This is a genomic window from Carboxylicivirga taeanensis, from assembly GCF_051851475.1.
In the GTDB taxonomy this organism is placed as follows: domain Bacteria; phylum Bacteroidota; class Bacteroidia; order Bacteroidales; family Marinilabiliaceae; genus Carboxylicivirga; species Carboxylicivirga taeanensis.
Genome location: NZ_JBPUSJ010000007.1, coordinates 128,952 through 152,927 on the forward strand (window position 1 = coordinate 128,952; position 23,976 = coordinate 152,927).

At 43.4% G+C, this 23,976-nt stretch carries 15 protein-coding genes and 2 pseudogenes; 5 read left to right on the forward strand and 12 right to left on the reverse strand.

What is annotated here, in order from left to right; all coding sequences use genetic code 11:
* Positions 1-314: 314 nt before the first annotated feature.
* The 4 genes from ACSX1H_RS12275 to ACSX1H_RS12290 form a co-directional block, all read right to left on the reverse strand.
* Positions 315-2,213 (reverse strand): RagB/SusD family nutrient uptake outer membrane protein, encoded by a 1,899-nt coding sequence (locus ACSX1H_RS12275; protein ID WP_439184322.1) that lies wholly within the window; start codon positions 2,211-2,213, stop codon positions 315-317.
* 4 nt (positions 2,214-2,217) lie between these two features.
* Positions 2,218-5,670 (reverse strand): TonB-dependent receptor, encoded by a 3,453-nt coding sequence (locus ACSX1H_RS12280; RefSeq protein WP_439184323.1) that lies wholly within the window; start codon positions 5,668-5,670, stop codon positions 2,218-2,220.
* A 100-nt stretch (positions 5,671-5,770) separates the two neighbouring features.
* On the reverse strand, positions 5,771-6,799 hold the full coding sequence (locus ACSX1H_RS12285) for a FecR family protein (protein ID WP_439184325.1): 1,029 nt from the start codon (positions 6,797-6,799) through the stop codon (positions 5,771-5,773).
* 143 nt (positions 6,800-6,942) lie between these two features.
* Positions 6,943-7,518: an RNA polymerase sigma factor gene (locus tag ACSX1H_RS12290; protein ID WP_439184327.1), complete on the reverse strand. Its 576-nt coding sequence runs from the start codon at positions 7,516-7,518 to the stop codon at positions 6,943-6,945.
* A gap of 287 nt (positions 7,519-7,805) precedes the next feature.
* On the opposite strand from ACSX1H_RS12290, the gene ACSX1H_RS12295 reads away from it, so the two are divergent.
* Positions 7,806-9,437 (forward strand): dipeptidyl-peptidase 3 family protein, encoded by a 1,632-nt coding sequence (locus ACSX1H_RS12295; protein ID WP_439184329.1) that lies wholly within the window; start codon positions 7,806-7,808, stop codon positions 9,435-9,437.
* 85 nt (positions 9,438-9,522) lie between these two features.
* On the opposite strand, the gene ACSX1H_RS12300 is transcribed toward ACSX1H_RS12295, so the two are convergent.
* The 8 genes and pseudogenes from ACSX1H_RS12300 to ACSX1H_RS12335 all read right to left on the reverse strand — a co-directional run bounded on the left by ACSX1H_RS12300 (position 9,523) and on the right by ACSX1H_RS12335 (position 18,998).
* Positions 9,523-9,744: a PLDc N-terminal domain-containing protein gene (locus ACSX1H_RS12300; protein ID WP_439184330.1), complete on the reverse strand. Its 222-nt coding sequence runs from the start codon at positions 9,742-9,744 to the stop codon at positions 9,523-9,525.
* A gap of 220 nt (positions 9,745-9,964) precedes the next feature.
* Positions 9,965-10,282 carry a rhodanese-like domain-containing protein gene (locus ACSX1H_RS12305; RefSeq protein WP_439184331.1) on the reverse strand — a complete coding sequence of 106 codons (318 nt, stop codon included), beginning with the start codon at positions 10,280-10,282 and terminating at the stop codon, positions 9,965-9,967.
* Positions 10,283-10,490: 208 nt separating this feature from the next.
* A complete protein-coding gene (locus ACSX1H_RS12310; protein ID WP_439184333.1) occupies positions 10,491-12,494 on the reverse strand; it encodes an FAD-dependent oxidoreductase in 2,004 nt (667 codons plus the stop codon).
* 152 nt (positions 12,495-12,646) lie between these two features.
* A pseudogene (locus tag ACSX1H_RS12315) lies at positions 12,647-12,925 on the reverse strand (four helix bundle protein).
* 49 nt (positions 12,926-12,974) lie between these two features.
* Positions 12,975-13,616, reverse strand: coding sequence for a Crp/Fnr family transcriptional regulator (locus ACSX1H_RS12320; RefSeq protein WP_439184334.1), 642 nt, complete (start codon positions 13,614-13,616; stop codon positions 12,975-12,977).
* Between the two features lie 57 nt (positions 13,617-13,673).
* A complete protein-coding gene (locus ACSX1H_RS12325; RefSeq protein WP_439184336.1) occupies positions 13,674-17,384 on the reverse strand; it encodes a metallophosphoesterase in 3,711 nt (1,236 codons plus the stop codon).
* The gene (locus tag ACSX1H_RS12330) at positions 17,381-18,256 is read right to left on the reverse strand and encodes an SdiA-regulated domain-containing protein (protein ID WP_439184337.1); all 876 of its coding nucleotides are present in this window, start codon (positions 18,254-18,256) and stop codon (positions 17,381-17,383) included. Before ACSX1H_RS12330 ends, ACSX1H_RS12325 begins: the two co-directional genes overlap by 4 nt.
* Positions 18,257-18,320: 64 nt before the next feature.
* A complete protein-coding gene (locus ACSX1H_RS12335) occupies positions 18,321-18,998 on the reverse strand; it encodes a Pycsar system effector family protein (protein ID WP_439184338.1) in 678 nt (225 codons plus the stop codon).
* A gap of 144 nt (positions 18,999-19,142) precedes the next feature.
* On the opposite strand from ACSX1H_RS12335, the gene ACSX1H_RS12340 reads away from it, so the two are divergent.
* The 4 genes and pseudogenes from ACSX1H_RS12340 (at position 19,143) to ACSX1H_RS12355 (ending at position 23,975) form a co-directional block, all read left to right on the forward strand.
* Positions 19,143-20,381: a threonine/serine exporter family protein gene (locus ACSX1H_RS12340; RefSeq protein ID WP_439184339.1), complete on the forward strand. Its 1,239-nt coding sequence runs from the start codon at positions 19,143-19,145 to the stop codon at positions 20,379-20,381.
* Between the two features lie 187 nt (positions 20,382-20,568).
* On the forward strand, positions 20,569-21,744 hold the full coding sequence (locus ACSX1H_RS12345; protein WP_439184340.1) for a THUMP domain-containing class I SAM-dependent RNA methyltransferase: 1,176 nt from the start codon (positions 20,569-20,571) through the stop codon (positions 21,742-21,744).
* A 24-nt stretch (positions 21,745-21,768) separates the two neighbouring features.
* Positions 21,769-22,737 (forward strand): annotated as a pseudogene (locus ACSX1H_RS12350) (NAD(P)H-dependent flavin oxidoreductase); the annotation flags it as partial.
* A complete protein-coding gene (locus tag ACSX1H_RS12355; protein WP_439184343.1) occupies positions 22,737-23,975 on the forward strand; it encodes a M16 family metallopeptidase in 1,239 nt (412 codons plus the stop codon). The pseudogene ACSX1H_RS12350 and the gene ACSX1H_RS12355, both read left to right, overlap by 1 nt.
* Position 23,976 lies beyond the last annotated feature (1 nt).

A 23,976-nucleotide genomic window follows, 5' to 3' on the forward strand; every position in this document is an offset into this window, starting at 1 on the left:
TTAGTCAACAACCAATGAAGCTTTCCATGTTTTTTGGAACATTAGCGCATAGCTTCTATTGAATAACTGGATAAATCTTATCATCGGACAGTTACTTTATATTAGCGTACCAGAAAAACGGCAACATATTAAGATAATCTACATTTTAAAATGTAACTAACCAGTATTAATTAATGCAGTGCTGAATGTTAACAAGTGCATTCGTTCGATGTATATTCTTGATAAATAAATTTATAAAGAATATACATTATAGCGACCTGACCAACTAACAATCAGCACATAGCATTAATTCTCTAAAATATACTTTGATTATTCTACTCCCAACCAGGATTTTGTTTCAACTCTTCATTTAGAATCAATTGAGTCTTAGGTATTGGATTAAGGTTATAATACTCCTTCCATCCTTTCCCCTGACTAACAAAATCACCAACACAGACCACACGACCAACATCATTGGCCGATACAGAAGCTGCTGGATTAACATCTCCACTGGTTACAAAAATAGATGCGCTCCCAAAATAATCTTCTCTTTCTGATTCCGCAACACGCACACCCAATGGGCGCTGATTCATGTAATATTCACCTCTGTTCCAGCGTCTGATATCATAAAAACCGAACCCTTCACCTAGTAACTCTACCATTCGCTCTCTACGTATTTCCCAAGCAATTGGCTCCACAACCGGGTCTCTGTCAGGATCAAAAGAAGCATTTATTTCACCCACATTCATTGGGGCTACATTAGCACGAGTCCGTAACTTGTTAATAGTCAAATCGGCCACCGCTTGATCAAATTTACCCAACTCGTAAGTAACCTCTGCATAGTTCAGCAGAACCTCTTCAATATGGAAAATTGGAAAGTCCGATACAGCAAACCTTGCTCCGGCCTGGATATTCGCCTCATTATATGTATTGTAATACATATAAAAATAGTAGCCTCCATAATTACGCATCGGTCCCCACGAATGAGAAGAAGTTTGAATCATAGGCACCCTTGACAAAAACTGTGGCTGCCAAGTGTGTAATGGAAACTGATGATTGGCATCGTTAATACTGTTCATATAATCAATATAGTAACGATCTTTTGGATCCATTCCTTCAGTCCACCATGAGTCTTTGTTTTGATCGGTAACAGGTACAGCATTACCTTTATTGGTTTTATATGGAGGAATGCAACGCCAATACAAACGGTGGTCGCGATTTTTAAATTCATCATTAACAGTGGCAGCAACTCCGCTTCCTTCATATAAGGAACTTGTTCCAATAGGCTTTCCATCCTGGCACAAATAACGACCTACCGTACGAGCATGCAACGACACCTTCTGACTTCCTCCTCTTTCCATACGTGGAAGTCCTGACATTTCTAAATCTTCCTTACACTCTTTGTACAAAATAATACCCGGAACTTTAGATAAGTCATCTGATGACCAGATATCAACATAGTTGTTGGCGATTGAAGGATAAGCTCCGATTAAAAGTTTTGACACACGCTCGCACTCATTTAAATAAACTTCGGCATCGGAGAGCGAATGGTATTTCCGCCAAGTACCTTCAAATAGAGAGAAACGAGACAAAAGTGCCCTTACAACATTTCTGTTTATCGTATTGGAATTGGGCCCTTCACCGTTTTCCTTTATATTCTCCTCAGCATATTTAAGATCGCGTAAAATATTACTTGCTACCTCATTACGAGGGGTTCTTTTCCCATACAGAATCTCCAGGTCATCATCCTCCACCACATCTTCTAACCAGGGTACATCGCCATAGCGAGCCAATAAGTCATAATAACGATACGAACGAAAGAACAGACCAACTGATCGCCAGTGCTTTTTATCGATTTCACTCATTTGTGAACCATCAATATTACGTAGCATGAGATTCACTTTACGCATATAATCAAAATTCCAGGCATTATCTGTATTTGTGGTAGAACTAATATTATTCCACTGCCAATGGTTATTCTGAACATTAGCACCAGAACTCTTGTACAAGTAGTTAGCCAAAACATCTCCAGAGGCATGCGATTCTGCGTATTGCCGCATTGAGGTATTCGCAAAAATACCATACATGCCCCACGCGTATGTTTTAAAATTATCGTAAGTAACAAAAGCTGTTTTTTCACTCACCGATGTTTTAGGCGAGTACTCCAGAAAATCATCGTTACACCCAACCGATGTTACTATTGCTATAAGAAATATATACTTAATGAATTTCATGGTTTTATAAGTTTAAATTTACACCAAACGAGAAAGTTCTGTATTGCGGATATGTCCATGTCAGGTTCTCCGGATCAATACCCTGCGGAAGGTGGTCGAATGTGAATAAGTTCTCTCCACTAAAGAAAACTTTGGCATTTTTTAAATGAATCCTGTTGAGGATGTTTTGAGGAATACTATAGCTAACCGTAATATTTTTAACACGTAGATAAGCAGCGTTACTTAAGAACTTATCAGACACCCGTTGATTTGATCCTTGCGAACTGCCTGCGTTCTCGTAGATACGCCCGTAATAGGCATTTTCCTTATTTTCCGGTGTCCAGATTTTACCAATCTGATCGGCATAAACAGTTCCATATTGGTCAGACATAGGAAATATAATATTACCACCAATCCAAGCATCACGCTTACCAACTCCCTGTAAAATAAAGGATAACCCTAAGTTCTTCCAGTTCATTGAACCATTTACGCCATACTGGTAACGAGGACGACTATTCCCGATAATTTTTCGGTCGCCGGGATTATCCACTGTATTATCTCCTGTATCTATCCTGTTTTCGCTATTTTCGTCATCCATTAAATTTTTATACTTAATATCCCCCTCGTGAGATGTTACCCCGTTTATACTTACCACATCACTGTTTAAAGCACCGTTTGCATCAAAGTCATTTTCAGTATAAAAACCGTCAGTAACATAGCCCCATATCTCACCTATTTCTTTTCCTTCGTAATAGGAGGCTGATAGCAACTTAGTCTCATTTTTGTACCTTGTAATTACCGAACGTGAATCATAGATATTAAATCCAATATCGTATCTTACTGTTCCAATATTATCCTTCCATTTAAGAGACAACTCCCACCCATTGGTCTTCATATCAGCTGCATTTTGTTTGGGTGCTGCTGCTCCAGCTACAGCTGGCAATTCTTCGGCTGGTCCAAGCATACCGAGTGTATTTCGGCGATAAATATCAAATGAACCATTCAGTCGGTTATTCAGAATGCCGAAATCGATACCTCCGTTAATAGTACTAACCTCTTCCCAGGTGTAGTTGGCACGTACCATTGGTAAACCTCCCATGGTTTGCGGAACCAGCCCATTGTAAATCCAGTTACCATTCACAACCGGAAATGTTGGCAAAAACCCATAGTTGCCAATATTTTGGTTACCTAGTGTTCCATACGAGCCTCTTAACTTTAACATAGAAATAACTTTTTCCATGGGCTCCATAAATGATTCTCTTGCTATGTTCCAAGCCGCGGATACAGAAGGAAAGAAACCGCCACGATAATCCGTAGGAAATTTAGAAGACAAATCATAGCGACCATTAAATTCTAGGAAGTACTTCTCTGCATAATTGTAATTAAGTCTGAAAAAGCCACCTCTAAGCGCATATTCATTATAATCATCAGTCGTCTCAGGTGGTGTGAGGCCATTTGTACCACTCAACGAAGGCAACTCATTATTAATCATATTGAATGCCCTCGATTGTAAGAAACGGTAATCATTATACTCCTGGTTATACCCTAATACACCTGATAAATTATGTGACTCACCAAATGTTTTTTCGTAATTAACAAAGGCATTGATGGTTGAATATTTTGTTGTAGCTCTCGATGTTGAAAACGGATTAGTCTTAGTTGATGGTTTAATGCTTTCGGCCAATCCCTGGTGAACCTCAAAATAATTAGCATAATCCTGGTAATCGGTTAAGCCCATTTGATATGAGTATTCGAATATCGCCTTTAAGCCTTTAAGGGGTTTTAGCTCTGTTCTTGAAAAAATACGTGTATTATCCGTCACTCTTTCTGAGATATCAACTTGTTTAATCACGTTAGACGGTGTCATCACTAAGTACTCTTCCCCATCAGTTCCATACGGCAACGTGCCATCCGGGTGATAAGAGGGGAGGTTGGTTTTCCATATTCTTAATTCACTACTTCCATCTAAAAATGGATATTTCTTATTCCCTGTATTGTACTTAACATCCAGAGAAGTTGTTAACCAATCTGTTATATCACCGCTCACATATGTTGAGACGTTGGTTCTCCTAAACGCATCCTTATTTGTAACCAAAATTCCATCTTCGTCGGAATAGCCCAAAGAAATGCGGTAATCAATTTTTTCGCTTCCTCCATGTACAGAAATATTGTGCGTTTGCTTCCACGATGGTTCAAACATATCCCCCATTACATCAGTTTGCTTCAAAAAGTACTTAGTCCCGTTGGCTTCTGTCCATCCCAATGGATAGGCTGCCTGATTATTTTGATAATCTTCCAACAGATCGACATAAGTGTCAATATTCTGTCCTGACCAAATGGATGAATATTCACCATCTTTGAGTGTCCGAATCATATCAGAAGGTGAAGCTAATTCAGGAAGGCTGTTAACACTTGATATCGCAAAGTTATTATTATAACTAATAGAAAGGTTTTCGTTTCGTTTCCCCTTTTTAGTTGTTATTAAAATAACACCAAAGGATGCTCGAGCCCCATAAATAGCTGCTGATGATGCATCTTTCAAAACTGAAATACTCTCAATATCATCAGGATTAATCAGGTATAAGTCATTATATACAACATTGTCAACTAAAACAAGAGGTGCTCCACCATTAATAGATTCCAAACCCCGGACATTAAAATTATTTCCACCTCCTGGTATTGCCGATGAAGAAGTTGTAAATCCGGGTACTGAACCTTGCAAGATAGCACCTAACCCGGTAACAGGACGATCTCCCAATACTTCTTCCATTTTTACCGCTGATACAGCACCGGTCAGATTCACTTTCTTTTGAGAACCATAACCCACTACTACCACTTCATCTAAATCAGTAAACTCCTCAACTAAGGTAATACCAATGTTGGTGCGATTTGCGGCATTTACTTCCTGCGGTACAAAGCCAATGTATGAAAAAGTTAATATCGCATCAGGTGAACTAACCTTAATTGAATAAGTGCCATCAATACCAGTAATAACGCCATTGGTTGGACTCGATTTCTCGTACACATTAACGCCCGGCAAAGGTTCGCCATTTACATCAACCACCGTACCTTTGACACTAAACTCCTGTTGAACCGGCGTTTGTATGCTTACTGTTTTGGTGGTTAAAATCACCTGGTTATCAATAATACGATAGGTCACATTGCTCTGCCCAAAGAGCTCATCCAACACATCCTCAATATTTTCATTTTTAGCATCGATGCTGACGGTTTGATTCACATCCATGCTTTGAGGGCTGAAAAAGAACTTGTAGTCAGACTGCTCCTCCAATGCACTGATTACTTGAATAAGCTTTACATTATTGAACTTCAGGTTTACCTGTTTCTCTTGCGAGTAGCCACTTGCCGACCAGGCCTGAACGATACCGACTAATAATAGAACAACAATTGCTTTCATAATCCGCAATACTCGTTTATGGGTATGAAGAGCCCATACCCATGGTTTTTGTTTTTTTTTCATAAATTTGTATTGTTTGTAGGGTTCTAAAAAATAACGCTTTGAACACTCTGCACTCTAAACAGGATTGTGTGCCACCACTTTCCTGTTTTCTTTTATATAGTTACTGATTACTAGTAATCACCACCTTTCTTTTTGTGAACGAACCATCGCTCAGTTGTTTTGGCCGCTCAATCTTATATGCTATTGGTAAAATCATCCGGGTTAACTCGAGTACCTCCTCCAGCCGCTCATTCTCTATTTTTGCATAAACAGGCAACAACTCCAGTTCTTTGTCCTTTATCTCGATGTCTACATTATAAAACTGCTCCAGCTTTTTGGCTGCATCCAGCAGGGGCTCGTTCTTCAATACCAGCACACCTTCTATCCAGGCTGTTTGCTCGTCAGCACTTGAATGCTTTACCTTAAAGGTGCCTTCTGATCTGTAATAGGCATATTCCTGTCCGGGCTTCAGCAAGGTCTGGTGCTCATTATTACTCCCCAGCATCTCTACACTGCCTTCCTCCAAAAATACGCGCGACACTGCTTCAGCTTCGAAGGCCTCCACATTAAAACGGGTACCCAGTACTTTAACTTTAAAATGATTGGTTGATACAATAAACGGGTTGCTTTCATCTTTAGCCACTTCAAAGAAAGCCTTCCCTTTTAGAGCAACTTCCCGTCTTCCTGCAGCTTGCGAAAACTGCAAAACAGAACCGGCCTGCAGCCATCCCGATGAGCCATCGGGCAGAAAAAACCTGGTTTTACTTTCTGCAGGCGACTCAATAGTCAGGCGGTTATCAGCCAGGGCTTGTGGCTGCTGCCTATGAATGTAAAGCGCAGTTACCACCAGTAGCGGCAGCAATAATATAGCAGCAATGCGCTGCACCCACCAGCCTATGCTTCTCGTCGATACATTAGACGGTTTGTCCTGCGCTTGTGCCTTATAGAATATTTTATAATATAAATCATCAGGTTCGGTAAGCTCCAAATCCTCGCTATTACACACGTCCTCCCAGTGATTGGCCAGCGCCTGCTTAAACTCCTGCTCCTGCTCTTCGCCTTGCAGATACTCATAAAGCATCCGGTAGTCACCTTCAGAAAGAGGTACTCTGTTCTTTAGCTTAGCTATGATTTGTTCAAACTGCATCATAAATTACACGGTACTTTTACTTCTATTATCCGTCGGAAAATAAAAGGTCCTATTATTATTTAATTTCTTTTGATTAAAAATGTATCATTCACCTGCAAACTGACAAAACAGGCCTTACCGATAGACAAATCCACGACACAGCTTTACTGAAACAACGCCAGAAAAAGGACCACAGGTAAGCCGCCCTTCATCTGCTCACGTATATGGCGATAGGCCGCCGTCAGTTGGTTCTTTACCGTTTTTTCTGAGATATTAAGATGAGCGGCCACCTCACTAACAGTCAACCCTTCCTTTTTACAAAGCAGATAAACCATTTTGCGCTTATGAGGCATCTGCTCAACAATGGTGTCCACCTGCCGGGCTAATGCTGTGTAATCTATCTCATAATTTTCATCCGCAGCATTGAGCCCATTCTCCTGTACATAGGACTGCATTAACTCATTCTCGCGCTTTCGTCTGATGAATGCTTTTCGTATCTCGTTATAGGCAATGGTAAAAATATAGCCTTTCACCGACTCGTTGAGCTTAAGCTCACGACGCCTGTGCCACAACTTGATAAACACCGTTTGCACCACCTCTTCAGCATCGTCTTTGGAGGGCATATAATGGTTGGCAAACTCTAAAAGCCTGCGTCCATACCTGAGGTACAATGCTTCAAAAGCCTTGGACTCATCGCGGGCCAAAGCCTTCATCAATTCGGTATCTGGTGTATCTGGCATTACCTGGATAGGATATTTTTTGAGCCGTTAAAATAAGTTAATAAAGCAGAGAAATGCAAAAGAAAGAGAAACACAATGAGCTTTCGTTTCTTTTGCAAGAGCTCGTATGAAAAATCATTTATGCCAATTCGAAAGTTTAAGCAGGTACCGCTGAATGCGACAGCCCATTGCCTTATACTTACTAACCAATGGGCACAACAAATATGATGAGCATTATCCTTGTCAGCCAATGGCAATATTTGTATTTTCACTGACCTAACGGAATGTTTCATTCAAATAAAACCTCTATGAAAAAGTTATTATTGCCATTAGTGGCTCTTGCAGGGCTGGTAGCTTGCCAGCCAAAAGTAACTTACACCAGTTCTGACCCAAATATCAAAGACAAAGTGGAAGAGTTTATTCCATTTAAGCTCACCACTGATTTATCGGTGTTAAGCGAACAGGAGAAACAGATGTTACCGCTGCTGTTTGAAGCTGCTCAGATAATGGATGACCTGTTTTGGAAACAATCCTGGGGCGATAAAAATGAGCTTTTAGCTAACACATCAGATGAGTACGTGAAGAAATTTATGCTGATTAACTATGGCCCTTGGGAGCGTTTAAACAACAACCAATCGTTTATTGAAGGCATTGGCGAAAAGCCCAAAGGCGCACAGTTTTATCCTGCAGACATGACCAAAGAGGAGTTTGAGGCCTTTGATCACCCTAAGAAATCGGATTTATACACCATCATTGAGCGCAATGAAAAAGGTGACCTGGAAGCGGTTCCTTACAGCGAAGCTTATAAAACCGAATTAACCAAAGTAGCTGATTTACTAAGAAAAGCAGCTGCGTTGGCCGAAGACGAAGGCCTGAAAACTTACCTGACCTTGCGTGCCGATGCTTTGTTGAGCAACGATTATCAGCCAAGCGATATGGCCTGGATGGATATGAAAACCAACACCATTGACTTTGTAGTTGGTCCTATTGAAACCTATGAGGATGCCCTTTACGGCAGCAAAGCCGCCTTCGAGGCCTACATCCTGATTAAGGATAAAGAGTGGTCGGACAAACTCACGCGCTTTGCCGCCTTGCTGCCAAAGCTGCAAGAATCCCTGCCGGTTGAGGCCGAATACAAGAAAGAAGTACCTGGTACCGACAGTGACCTGGGCGCTTATGATGCATTATACTATGCAGGCGACTGCAACTCAGGCAGTAAAACTATTGCCATCAACCTGCCTAACGACCCTCAGGTGCACATTGAAAAAGGCAGCCGTAAGTTACAGCTGAAAAACTCAATGCGTGCGAAGTTCGATAATATTTTAGTGCCAATCAGCAAAGTGGTGATTGCTCCTGAGCAGCAGCAACACGTTAAGTTCGACGCCTTCTTCGAAAACACCATGTTCCACGAGGTAGCACATGGTCTGGGTATCAAAATGACATTGGATGGCTCGCAGAGTGTGCGCGAAGCCATGAAAGAAACCGCTTCGTCGATCGAAGAGGCCAAGGCTGATATTCTGGGACTCTACATGGTGACTAAACTGGCTGAAATGGGTGAACTGCCCAATAAAGACCTGATGGACAACTACGTGACATTTATGGCTGGCATTTTCCGCTCAGTACGCTTTGGTGCTGCGAGCGCCCACGGTAAAGCCAACATGATGCGTTTCAACTATTTCCAGGAGCAGGGTGCCTTTAGCTACGATGAAGCAAGCGGCCACTACACCGTTGATTTCGATAAGATGACGGAAGCCATGAACAAGCTGTCGGCCGACATATTAGTGATGCAAGGTGATGGCAACTACGAAAAGGCTAAGCAAATGCTCGCTGAGATGGGCACTATCCGTCCGGCTTTGCAGGCCGACCTTGACCGCATTGCAAAGGCTGGTATCCCCCGCGACATTGTATTTGAACAAGGAGCGGATGTTTGCGGACTATAAGCAAATAAATTCAACTCTAGATATAAAGAGGCTGTCCAAAAAGGGCGGCCTCTTTCTTGTAATAAATCTAATTGTACTTAAATCTTTACGAAATAATTCGTTGCTTTCTCCCAATCATAAAATATAAGATTGAGCCCAAGAATGGGATTAATAGTATAACCAAAACCCAAACAACCTTATTACTGCCTTCAAAATTATTCTTTAAAACACTTATCAAAGCTAATAGTGGCATAATAAAGACTAAGAATGCAACCATTAGAATTATAATCCATTCTGGTCCACCCGGCATTGCCCATAATAATAACATATCAATTGATTTAAGTTAGTAACTTGCACAACAAAGATAATTATTAATGAAGGCCATAGAGCACAGATCGTTAGTAAACCTGTGAGTTATCCTAAAAAGGTGATAGCCCCAAACAGACCACCACCTTTTAAACCTAACCCATTATTCAAAATATTTTTAAGCCCGTTAACTTGATTATGGCACCAGCGCACCTAACATCAAATAGTGGAGACTTTATGCCTTAGCTGTTCAACCAGCGATCGAGCTTATGCCAGCCCCCGGCGTTGTGTACCTCTGCAATGCCATTTTGCAGCAGCATGCCTTTAGCCGAAGCACTGCGCATACCCGAAGCACAACACAATACCAAAGGTGCGTTCATCTTTTTAAGCTTTTTAATGGCTGTTTCGTTCAAACGCTCCAATGGAATGTTCATTGAGCCATCAATATTTCCATATTTAAATTCCTGAGCGGTTCGCACGTCAATAATGCGAGCTCCGCGCTCAAGTGCCTCCAATACTTCCTGTTTTCTTTTTCCAAATAAAAAATCAAATAGCCCCATGTTGTTATTGGTATTTAATAGTTTGTTAGTTTTTTTAGCCAGTTGTATTTTAATGAGATGTGAGTAGTGAGATTGATTTACATGATGTCAAAACTTCATATTTCGTATTACACTACTATTAAAAAAACAACCGCCCAACCAGCATAGCAGAACCACCAGCATTAGATAAACACTGGTGGCCGGTTTTGGTTTTTAGCAGATAATCTCTTTAAGCATGTGACATCATGGCGGCGATACCACCCCCGTTTTTCACATTGGTATAACCACGCTGCTGTAGTACCTGCATGGCATAGGCCGAGCGGGCTCCCGAAGCACAGTAGACGATGATTTCACGCTTGGTATTACCCAGTTCACATTTACCCGACATGATGTCGTCTAATGGTATATTAACGGCATTTGGGAAAGCGCCGGTCATAAATTCACCAGGCGTGCGCACATCCACTACCAGGCGTTCCATCTCATCGCGACTCACCTTCTGGTTGCTTTCCACCTCCACAACTTCCTCTTTACTGTCAATGCTTCTCTTTTGGAGCGGTAACAGTGTTACTTCAAAATTCTCAAAGCCAACCGCCATGGCATGACGCTGTAACGAGGTATGTCCACCCGAAATATTATACACCTCATCAAAACCAGCTCCCTTTAAGGTGCGTAAAGCCTGATGCCCCTTTTTACCAATCTCATCGTATACCAAAATGGCCACATCTTTTGGAATAGCCTGCAAGTTCTGCGACAGCATTTCTAGGGGCAGGTGATGAGCGCCTTTGAGGCTGCTCTTCTGGAAGGCAAATACATCGCGCACATCCAATACCACCAAACGCTCTTTATTTTCGATAAACGCATCCAACTCAGACACCAGCAGACTTGGGCTATAGCCCGAGATCTTATTTTCGGCTGCATAAGCGGCCATGTTCATGGCATCGTTAGCCGTACCGATAGGCGGCGAATAAGCAAAGTCCATATCGGCAATCTCGCTTACCTTAATTTTGGCTGCTGCCGCTGTTGCCAGCACATCCAGTCGTTTATCAGCTCCTTTGTAGCCTGCTGTTTGTCCACCCAGTACCACACCTGTCTGGCGATCATAAACCACCATCACAGATACGGTTTCGGCTCCCGGATAGTACGAGGTATGGTGCTCTTTATGAACCACCACTGCATCGGCATCGATACCGGCCGCTTTAGCCTGTTTGAGCGACATGCCGGTGATACCTGCCACTGCTTCGAACACGCGCACCACCGATGTACCAATGGAACCTTTGTAGGCATGTTTGCCACCCAACGCATTTTCGGCAGCGATGCGCCCCTGACGGTTAGCCGGTCCGGCCAATGGAATACGTACCTTCTTCCCGCTCACCCGGTGCTCAATCTCCACCATATCACCCCCGGCATAAATATCCGGATCGGATGTTTGCAGGTATTCATCCACCAATAAGCCGCCTGCTTCGCCTATTTTTAAGCCGGCATCAATAGCCAGCTGTAGAGTTGGGCGCACACCAATGGATAGCAGCACCATGTCGGCCTCCAATGTTTGTCCATTATCCAGCTCTACTGAATCACCATTGATTTTCACCACACCGGTTTCGGTATGCACACCTACGCCATACTCCTTGAGCTCGCGGGTGATAAAACCAGCTGCTTCGGCATCCATCAGCGACATAACGTGTGACATCTTCTCCACCACATGCACTTTTAAGCCACGCTTAACGAGGGCTTCCACCATCTCCAAACCAATAAATCCACCTCCTACAACAACCGCTGTTTTTGGCGCTTCCTGCTTCAGGTAATTATCTATTTTGTCCATGTCCCCAAGGGTCCACAAGCTGAACACGTGGTCGTTATCGGCACCCGGCAGATCGGGTTGAACGGGACGGCCACCCTGGGCCAGAATCAGTTTTGTATAGGCATATTGTTTTTTGGTTCCGTCGCGTGTATCCAGTGTATGAACCACGTGCGCTTCTTTATCGATAGATGTAACCAATGTATGAATGTAAACATCAACATCGTACTGTTCCTTAAAGCTCTCGGGGCTTTGTAAGATTAACTTGGAGCGGCTGTCGATATCGCCGGCAATATAATAGGGTAATCCACAATTGGCAAATGAAACATCGGGTCCGGCCTCCAGCATCGTGATTTGTGCATTGGGCGATAAGCGTCTCGCCTTTGCCGCTGCGGTAGCACCGGCAGCAACTCCTCCGATAATTACAATCTTTTCCATATTGATGACTATTTATTGTTTTTTGTTTGCTATCTGTTTATGGCGGCAAAACTAATGTCATCAAAAAAGGTACTTTGTGCCTATTGTCACATAAGCGAGGAAATTTAGGATTTTTAAGAAATATGGTGTAGTTGTGAGTTTTGAGTTGTGGCTTATTTGTATATACTGCCTTTGTATTGGGTTGACGAGAGGTACTTTATCAGATTCGTTAATTTACCGCCAACATTATCCAGTTGACTATATAACTTATCAAATACCTCTTGACTTATATAACCATTATCAAGGGCTCGGTATAATTGAGATTTTACTTCTCCTGCAGAACCTTTCGAGTAGGACAAAAACAATTTAAACTCCTTACTCCCTCATCTGTCAAACCCTTCGGCAATATTATCCATAATGGAACCGGCGGCTCGTCTGATTTGATCCTTCAACTCAAAACAGAGAACCCGAAACTCTAAACACAGAACTGTAAACTATTAACTAGCTCAAATCCACAATCTCAATTTTATTCCTCGACAAGCTGATCTTGCCCAATTTCTCAAGCTGCTTCAACAGCCTTGAAATAACCTCACGTGACGTGTGTAAATCGTCGGCAATTTCCTGGTGCGTGCCCAACAAAACAAGCGTATTACGCTCTTCTGACAACTGTGTAAGGTAATCAATTAAGCGCTCATCCATTTTTTTAAAGGCGATGTTATCGATGGTTTGCAGCAGCTCCTCAAAGCGCATTCGGTAGGACTGCATAATAAAACTGCGCCAACCGGCATACTTCTTCATCCAGTCATCCATGCAGTTAATGGGCACCATGATGGCTGTCACCGTTTCGAGCACAGTGGCCCGCACCTCACTTCTGGCCCTTTCCATACAACACGAAAGTGTTGATGCACAAGTATCTCCACCATTTAAATAGTAGAGCAGTAATTCGTTCCCATCATTATCTTCGCGCACAACCTTTATCACACCTTCGATTAAGAGCGGCATGGCTACCACATCGTCGCCAATTTCAATAAAGTTATTGCCTGCTTCCAGCGTTTTGGTGGTGCAGTAGCGTTCCATCTCACCCAACAGAGCCGCCTCCATCAGTATTGGGAACTTAGCACGTATTGTATCTTTTAGGTTCATGTCAGGGTTTTAATCCAACGTGAAAATAAGGGATAAATACGGTCTGACCAATATTGCTTAAAAATTAAATGCCATGTTAAAACTAAAGTAGTGCCCCTCTTTAGAATAGGAATAATAGGGCTGCAAAATAAACTGCCCCAGCACATCCATCCAAAGCCCAACAGTTTGGCTGTGGTGCCAGGTATTGGAATGCTCGCCATGGAGCCACACCCGTCCGATATCTAAACCACCCAACACACCTATATCCATAGGTAGATAGCGGTTATTCCATTCGGCGAACCGCAGCCTTACATCCAGATTTTCGAAGATGGCTTTCTCCCCTCTGAAACGGTTATTTCGATAGCCCCGCAAGTTGCTTTTGTTACCCAAACTGGGGTATTGATAAAACTGTGCACTCCCGTTAATGGACCGATAGCCAACATTATTAGCCAACACCACCTGTGGATGATTCATAACTGTCAGGTAGGTTTGCAGACTGGTTCCGAAGCTCCACAGGTCACCGGCCTGTGTCACATCGTTTTGATAGGTTACCATGGCATTAAACCGAATACCATTGCCCGGCCTTATTTCGTTATCGACATAGTTAATAAGGTAGTGCGCTTTAGCCCCAACAAAGGTGTGACGCTTCAACTCCTCATCGGAGAAACCCAGCTCCGGATCCTGAGCAACACGTCCCTCTGTGTTTTCGATGCGCACCGATTCAAAGGTGGGCCCAAACCTAAAACAAGTATATTGATTGCGGCTTTTCAAACTCACCAGAGGTTCCACTGTAATGGCCCGCTTGCGCACCCAGTTATACTGCTTCCGAAGGTTCTGGTTGACCGATTCATTTCCATAACCAAAATAGTTCTCGATACTCGGATAATCCACATTCACAAACGGGTAGAAATGCAGATTCCCCAATAGCTCCGGAAAATGACCTGCGTAGCTTATGATAAAAGCATCCTGACTGCCGGGCGCTACAATGGCTGACATTTTTTGTTTGGAGCGGTAGGGCTCTTTGCGCCACCCATGCTTTGTCCAGCTGTGCTGCAAGCCCAGCCAAACGCCATCATCGTGCGTGTATCCACCATTTAATAAAGGCAGGCTGGCATTGTACCTAAAGCCCTCCCGGTCGTACTCATTAATGGCTAAATCACTCGATGTTTTATCCTTAATCCCTTCGCCCATTAGTTGCGCCCCATCCATGTTATCGTAAGCCCAAAGCGCTTCCCCCCCTGATTTATTAACGATCACATCAGCATCCTCACCTCCGATAATGCGCAATTTTATGTGTTCGTTGGCAGCGCCCATAACCGTAAATTCATCCTTCCCGCGGAGCCCATACAGTCTTACTTCCTGCGTTTCATCCGGATGAAATACCCGATGGTACTTAAGCAAATCGCCCTTCGTGTTGCGCAACACATAATGTGTGACCTCAATGCGGCCATCCTCAAAGCGAAACACCTCAAAACGATCATCGTTATCGGTAGCCACCACCTCCACTTCCTTACTGATATAATCGTACAACTTACGTCCTATGCCCAGCAAGTTTTCTCTTCTTTCCTTCAGCAGTTGCACCAGTTCCTGGTTATGTTCCCGCACTTCCTCTGGCAAATCCATTAAAGCGGCTTCAATCACCTCATCAGTTAACTGAGTCTGTAGCTGCTGAATGGTCTGCGCCCATGTCTCCCATTCCAGTTCATTTAAAAAGTGCCGATCGAAATGGCGAGCATTAAAGGCCAGGTGCTTCACATCGCGCACATCGCCCTTCATGGTTTTTAGCTTTTTCATTAAAAAGGTAGAGACGTAAACCGGTATAATGCCCTCAAACTTATAAAAGGCCTGGTCGCGATCCCGCGGGATGGGCCGGTAAATCGTGCGGTCATCCTGCTCAAACGAAGCCCATCGCCACTGGTCATCATGCCGGTCCCAATCGTGTATCCACAAGTCGAATAAGCGTGATTTCAGCACCCATGGCTGATCTACAAAATGGCTTTTCTTTTCGCGTAACACCTCCAGCAAATCGGTATACCCTATAATTTCTTCAGAAAAGCCAAAATAGGCAGCATCTTTCCAATCGCCATCGGGGCGTTGTTCCAATAAATAGGGTTCTTCAGAAAAAACAGCATTGTAATCGCCCAGGCATGGCTGATGCTTAAGGTACACCATCTCTGGCTGGGTTGAATAAATACCGGCTGCCTCCGAAAGGGACGGAATTATGAGCGCTCCAAATGGGTGACTGGCTGAATTTTGATCCTTCAAAATATTTAGCACCTTCAGGTTAGCATATTCATCATCGAGCAAGCGGGTGTAATCTTTCTTTATTGAGCGCAGAATATATTGCTTACCATCCGCTTTTTTGAGCCGTAAGGAATTGGATGACATACCTCCGCCTTTCTTTACGGGCGTTAAGCCGCCATGTTTGGTCTGCAAATCAATCAATGGCATATGAACATTGGTAGCCCACATTTCGCGGTACTGCTCTCCTAGCCACAACTTCATAAACCCACTACCTTCAAATGCTGCATTGACAGCAACCGTTGTATCACGCCCTGTGAAAGGCGGACACACCCTGTTTTGCTTCAACGCACCCACTTTGGGCTGGCGCATCTGTCGCCTGTATTCCAGTACGGGTTCGGCACCAAATCCACTGACGGTATAGAACTCAATCCATGCTTCTGACTTCTCATAAAAATCAATTTTTGCATAGCCTCTGGCCTCACGCGCATAGCTGACCTCGCCACCCGCCGCAGCATAAGTCACCTTACTGGCTGAACCACTTATCACCTGTTTGATTTCCTTATCATCGAAGTATTGCAGGTTGTGCTCATGCCCCGATATAAAGGTCACATTCACCTCCCATTTTTCAGCAGCCTTGGTTATTCCATTAATAAAACTCTGATACAGATGATTGCTTACATCCTGCACCGAACCCGTTGTTTGCCGGTATACTGGATAGACCGAACCAATGATGGGTAATGGAATCCACAGGTGGTGATTCAACTCGCGAAGCGGAAACAGGTGGTGATGAAAGGAAAAATGCCCGCCATGCTTTCCATTGCTTTTTAGTGGGTGATGCATAAACACCAACACCTCATCGTTTTTATAATTCATAAAAACTTCTTCCATCCAAACCAGAAAATCTCCCCTGGTTTGGATATCGCAACCCTGATTAATTTTCTTCTCATTATCCCAGTTGTGCAGCCACCACTGCGAATCGATAAATACATATACCAAATCCTTGCTTACCTTCACCACCTTGGGCTCTCCACAGCCCTTTCCCGGATAGAATTTCACCCTGTTTCGTTCATCGCTATCAAAAGCTTCGACCATTTTCTCTTGCTGCTTAAGCCGCTTCAGCCCCCCCACTTTGCCTTTTTCCCAGTCGTGGTTACCGGGAATAAAATAGGTCGTGCCATTGACAACCTCACTCAACTTTAGCTGCGACATCAAAATCAACTCACTCAGCGATCTGGTTTCGTGGTTCTCAGCTGGCAGACCTAAGGGATAAATATTATCTCCTAAAAACACCAAATCTGTTGGCGACTCAAGCGTGCTTAACTGCTGCTTTACGGCTGTCAGCACATAGTTTGAGCCATTTGCCTCATTATCCAACTTGCCGGCATCCCCCAATAAAAAGATAGTGCGCAACGGTGTATCGGGCTTTGGGTTAGAATGCTCAGCCCATTCAAGATGTTCAGCACTGTAGTAAGGCTTTTTCACCGTTGAACAACCTCCCAGCAAAAAAAGCCACATTGGTATGGTAAAAAGCGACCACTTCATCATTGCGCTGCATTATATTTTAATAGTTTGCCCTTCCCTGATTTTCCTTCTGAAGCGATATACAGGTGATAGGCATTATCAAAAGTGATTCCTTCTGGCTGTGGCAAAGCAAGCATATCTAAAAAAACCAGGTGCTGAATGCGCTTATCTGCACTTAGAACCATTAGCAGGCTGCCGCGGGCAGAGAGCAAATAAAAAGCACCGGTACCAGGATGAATGGCGATGCCGGACGGCGAAAAACGTCTGAGCCGCCATATTTGCTCAGCCGATAATTGATTAGCCATTGCCATTTGTTCCAACTCTTCCAGATGAATGACCAAAGCCGGATCGCTGTCAAACGTATTAGTATCCAGTCTGTACCGATAAACGGCCTTTTCACTTTTATTTTCATTTAGCGGGATGCCTTTACAAGCCACCAAAATACTATGAGTAGAGGGCTCGTAACACAAGCCTTCCGCATCATTATCGGCCGACAAATCCGTATCGATTACGTCCGTTTTGCCCTTATCGGTATCGTAACGATATAACTTTCCATTACTCTTTAGGACAAAAACCTGCTGTTCAACCCGCACTATACCTTCGTAATCGCCCCCTTTACTGAAGTCAAAAAGCTTGTGTACCTCCCCTGTCAGCTTATCGATCTGATAAATATTTCCTTTCTCATCGTTAACGGCAAGCAAGCTGCCCGACTCCACGTCATACCCGAGCCCCGATATTTCATGCATGGAATTATCAAGTTGCCACGCAGCGGCCGGCTTGGAATAGTCATACTCCACCTTGGCCTGTTTATCTACCTTCCACACCTGGCTTCCCGTTTGGGTGCAGGATGTAAATAACAGGACAACAACCACTATCTTAAAGGAAAAATAATTCATAATACCAGCCAATTAAAGCACAATATACCAAATATTTACATACCTATTTCACTTATATCTCTACCTACAAAAGCCCGTAAATTAATATGCCGATACTGATGAAAAATGCAATCAGAAATAAATTATAAGACCACTGTAGCAGCTGATACTTGCATAGGGTATAGTGGCTAAGCATGAAAGAGGCACGCACCTGGTTCCCTATTTGTAAATCCTGATTACGCACCACGGCATCCATTGATTTTTCATACTCATCCAGCCCCACGCGTTTCATCATCATAAAACTGTTGTGCTTAAAGTTGGGGTATTTTTGTTTCATCTCGCGATGATACTTAAACAGGCGATGTACATAGGCTCCGATTGGACTAGCCGTAAGCAGTGACAACACCAACGAAGTACCACTGCCAATCAATAGTATAATGGCAATGACATTTCCGTTTTCGACATACACCCCCATCTTTTGGTTAAACACAATGAGCAAGGAGATGATGGTCGTATTGATGCGAACCATAATCATCGCTTTGCGATCAGCCATGGCCATTCGGTTGACCAGCATTTTAAAATGGTTTCTGAAGAAGGTACTCAAAGCCTTTCGGGGCTCCTGCTTGGTGTCATATAGCTTCTTCTTTTTTTTCTTTTTGACTGTACTTTCCTTTTCCTCCTCTTCGGAAGCAATAGAATTCCCAAACTGCTCATTAACCAACAGTTCTTGTACTTCCACCTCTAAATTCATCCCTGTATCCATATTTTATAGTTTTATACATCTAGATATATAGATGCAAAGATATTTAAAATACTTTTATTAGCAAATAATGTTGAATCAGGCCGATTATCTCGGCAAACTTCTCTACTTTTGCACTTGACACAACTAGCATAACACACTCATTCAATGCAGATTCCACATCAATACAAATTCATAGTCCAGCTTGGCAAGGCGCTGCACATTTATGGCGTTCCATCTTACAAATCGCAGCTCTACCTGACCGAGATATCTGAAAAAAAGGATATTAAAGGCAGCTTTATGGATACTCCAACCTGGATTAATTATGTATTTTATGAGGGAGACGAACACTCCTACAGCCATGTGGAATGTGTACCCCCCGGAGAACTTAACCTGGGGGCCTTATCTGAGGTGGTTGAAATTACCAACAATGTGATATCGAATAAGCTTTCGTTTACAGAAGCAAATAGTCAGTTGGCAGGGTTGCAAAACACACAGAGTGGCTATGGCAAACTCGTCGAATTATTGTCATTCATGGTTTCGGCCGGCTCATTTTGCATATTACTTAACACCAACTGGTTATCTGTAATAGTAGCAACGCTCATTGGCTCCCTTGTTTATGGCATCACATTAATGGCTCGCTATTCGAGTTACCTGCGCAGCACTCTGGAGTCAATGGTTGCGTTTATGGCCACCATCATCACCGGTTTGCTTTCGATGGTGCTCCCTGAGCTGAACCTGTCGATGACCGTATTGGCTTCAATTATTGTATTTATACCCGGCCTGTCGCTTACCACTGCCCTGGAAGAAATCACCTCAAAAAGTCTGGTTTCCGGAACAGCTAAACTATTTGATGCACTGGTATCCTTATTTAAACAGTTTTTTGGCGTTGTTTTGGGACTGGCTCTTCTTCCCTTATTCATCGATATCCAACCGCCTGTCATCACCGATGATATTCCGGCCTGGGTAGATCTGATTGCCATTTTATTACTGTCGCTAAGTCTGATGCCGGTGTTCAAGGTACGCCCCAAAGATATTCCCCTCGGCATTGTAACTGGTTTTGTGTGCTTTTACACAACGCTGCTACTCGACTTCACCGGAATTCTGGTTAGTATCTTCTTTGGCACCATTGTAGCAGTGGCCGTAAGTAAGCTATTCACGCACCTGACCAAGGTACCTCGACTGGTTTACCTCATACCAGGCATCATAATGCTGGTACCGGGCAGTAAAGCATTCATCGGACTAAGCTCTTTGTTTCTGGATACGCAGATAAGCAATAGCGATATGGGCGCTCAGGTGCTCTATATTTTTATGGGCATCATTGGTGGATTAATCTTTTCAGGCACCTTTATGGACAAACGGTTGAGCAAGAAGATGGCTACACCAACAGATATTCTTAAAAGCTGACTCACAAATAACGTTAAGAATTGTAAAAAATAAGGCCTGAATCAAACTATTTAAGGCAGATGTTGAACTAAGTTTCGTACCTTTGCAGCTCTTTTTAAGATAGAGTAAAAACAACAATTCATCTGTTATAATAATCTGTTATTAAATGAATAACAGACAAAACGTATTTATTGAAAAACGTGTTCGCATGAAGTTATTAGTTAAAACCTTTCATGGTTTAGAAGAAGTATTGGCTGACGAATTAAGGGAAATTGGAGCCAATGATGTAACACCCGTTAAAAGGGCAGTGACCTGCACAGCCGATAAAGAAGTGCTTTATAAAGCCAACTTACACTTGCGAACCGCTTTACGAGTGCTTGTTCCGGTTTTAACCTTCAAAGCCAAAAACGAAGAGGAACTCTATCAGAATATTTACAAGTTTGATTGGTCGGCGTACATTTCAGAAAAAAACACCTTTGCTATTGATGCAGTTGCATTCTCCGACTTTTTCAAGCACACAAAATACCTTGCGCTCAAAACCAAAGATGCCATAGTTGACCAGTTCAGAGCAAAAAGCGGCGAACGCCCATCTATTGACATTGAAAACCCCGATTTGCAGATAAATGTGCATGTATCGCACGACCAGTTCACTATTTCGCTGGACAGTTCGGTTGAATCGCTTCACCGCCGAGGCTATCGTAACCCGCTTCACAAAGCTCCACTTAACGAAGTATTAGCTGCGGGCATGCTTAAAATCGCCAAATGGCACAAAGATATTCCTTTGCTCGACCCCATGTGTGGTACCGGCACCATTCTTATGGAAGCCGCTATGATGGCCTGTGAGATGGCTCCTGGCCTAAAACGCAAACATTTTGGCTTTATGTCGTGGGCCGATTTCGATAAAGCACTCTGGGAAAAAATACACACCGAGGCCGAAAATAAAGTACGCTATCCAAAGGTGAACATTGTTGGTGGCGATAACAACCCTCAGGCCGTGGACATGGCCAAAACAGCCTCGCTGGATTTTCGCCTGAATCGCCAGATTAGAATCATTCGCTCGAACATGGATGACAACATGCCTCCTGCACCTCGTGGCATGATGATTACTAACCCGCCTTATGGGGAACGACTGACCAAGGATAACATCAATGAGTTTTACAAAAAGATTGGTTCGCACCTGAAGAAAAACTTCACTGACTGGCAAGCCTGGATCATCACTTCCAACTTTGAGGCATTGAAATACATAGGGCTCCGACCAGATTCGAAATACACCCTTTACAACGGCCCATTGGAATGTAAATATGTGGCCTACGATATGTTCGAAGGTGAAATGAAAGCTTTTAAAAAGAAAATTAACCGAACCAAACGCCGAATTGATAGTTGATATAGGAAGTCGGATTCTGATTTCAAACATATAACTATGCAAAAAACAATTACAGAGCTTTTTAATATACAATACCCGATAATTCAGGGAGGAATGGTTTGGTGCAGCGGATGGCGTCTCGCGTCCGCTGTTAGTAATAATGGCGGATTGGGCCTTTTGGGGGCCGGTTCCATGTATCCGGATGTGCTGCGCGAACACATCCAAAAAATGAAAAAAGCAACCAACAAGCCTTGGGGCGTTAATGTGCCACTGCTCTATCCTAATATCACCGAGCTGATGGATATTATTGTGGAAGAAGGCGTGAAAATTGTTTTCACCTCGGCTGGTAACCCAGCTAAATGGACCGGGTTTCTGAAAGAAAAAGGCATTACAGTGGTGCATGTAATTGCCAATGGGCGATTTGCAAAAAAATGCGAAGAGGCGGGTGTTGATGCCATTGTAGCCGAAGGATTCGAAGCGGGCGGTCACAACGGCCGTGAAGAAACCACAACGCTTACCCTGATTCCTGCTATTCGACAACAAACCTCACTGCCTCTTATTGCCGCGGGTGGTATTGGAACCGGCAAAGGCATTTTTGCAGCTCTGGCTTTAGGTGCCGACGGCGTACAAATTGGCTCACGGTTTGCCATTACAGAAGAGTCATCGGCCCATGAAGCATTTAAAAAGCTGGTGGTTGAAACAGGCGAGGGTGGCACCATGCTGTCACTCAAAAAGCTGGCTCCGGTGCGCCTGATAAAAAATGCATTTTTCGAGCAGGTACAAAAGGCCGAACAAAATTGTGCATCAATACTGGACCTGCAGAAATTATTGGGCAGAGGACGAGCTAAAAAAGGTATATTTGAAGGTGACCTCACCGAAGGGGAGCTGGAAATTGGCCAGGTAGCCTCTTTAATTAGTGACATCAAGCCTGTTAGCGAAGTTTTCAAAGCCCTGCTCTATGAGTACCATCAGGTAAAAGAAGAAACAACATCTCATCAACGATTTAATTTTTAATGATAAACATACAAAAGCTGACACTGTCCAACGGACTGCGTGTGGTGGTGCACGTTGACAAAAGCACCCCACTGGCAGCCATTAATGTTTTATATAACGTAGGCTCAAAAAACGAGCATCCTGACAAAACAGGCTTTGCCCATCTTTTTGAGCACCTGATGTTTGGTGGCAGCAAGCATATCCCTTCATACGATACACCCTTGCAAAATGTAGGTGGTGACAACAATGCCTGGACCAGTTGCGACATCACAAATTATTACCTGACGCTGCCGGCAGCTAACCTCGAAACAGGTTTCTGGCTGGAGTCGGATCGAATGCTGGAACTGGATTTCTCGGAAGCCAGTCTGGAAGTGCAACGCAAGGTAGTGGTTGAGGAGTTTAAGCAACGCTACCTGAATCAACCATATGGCGACATCCCCTTGTTAATAAGTCCACTGGCCTATAAGGTTCACCCCTATCAGTGGCCAACCATTGGCAAAGAAATAGCGCACATTGAGAATGCCACATTGGACGATGTCAAGCAATTCTTTTTTAGCCATTATGCGCCTAACAATGCTGTGCTATGCGTGAGTGGCAATGTGGATCCTGACCAAGTGTTTAAGCTGGCTCAAAAATGGTTTGGTGATATTCCTTACCGCTCGCTGGAGAAGATGATAATTCCTGCCGAACCAGTTCAAACAGAAGCACGCCATCTGGATGTTGAACGGCCAGTGCCGGCAGATATGATTCATAAAGTGTATCACATTGGCAGCCGCACTGATGACGATTTCTATTCGGTTGATTTAGTGTCGGATATTCTATCAAACGGGCCATCATCGCGCCTGATACAAACGCTTACCAAAGAGCAACAACTCTTTAGTGAAGTGAACGCCTATATATCAGGCGATCATCATCCGGGCTTATTCACTGTAACAGGCCGTTTATTGCCCGGCACAACGATGAGCCAGGCCGAAACGGCGATTAACCAGCAGCTAGATAAGATAAGTAGTGAAATGGTTAGTGAGTATGAACTGCAAAAAGTGAAAAATAAGATAGAATCATCACTGGTTTTTTCAGAAATCAACTTCCTTAATAAAGCCATGAACCTGGCTGCTTTTGAGCTGCTGGGTAAAGCAGAAGATATTAATGAGGAAGTGAATAAATACCAGGCTGTATCCAGAGAGGCTATTCTTAATGCAGCACAGGCCACATTCAACCCGAATAACTGTTCCACTTTGTACTATCGCTCAAAACAATAAA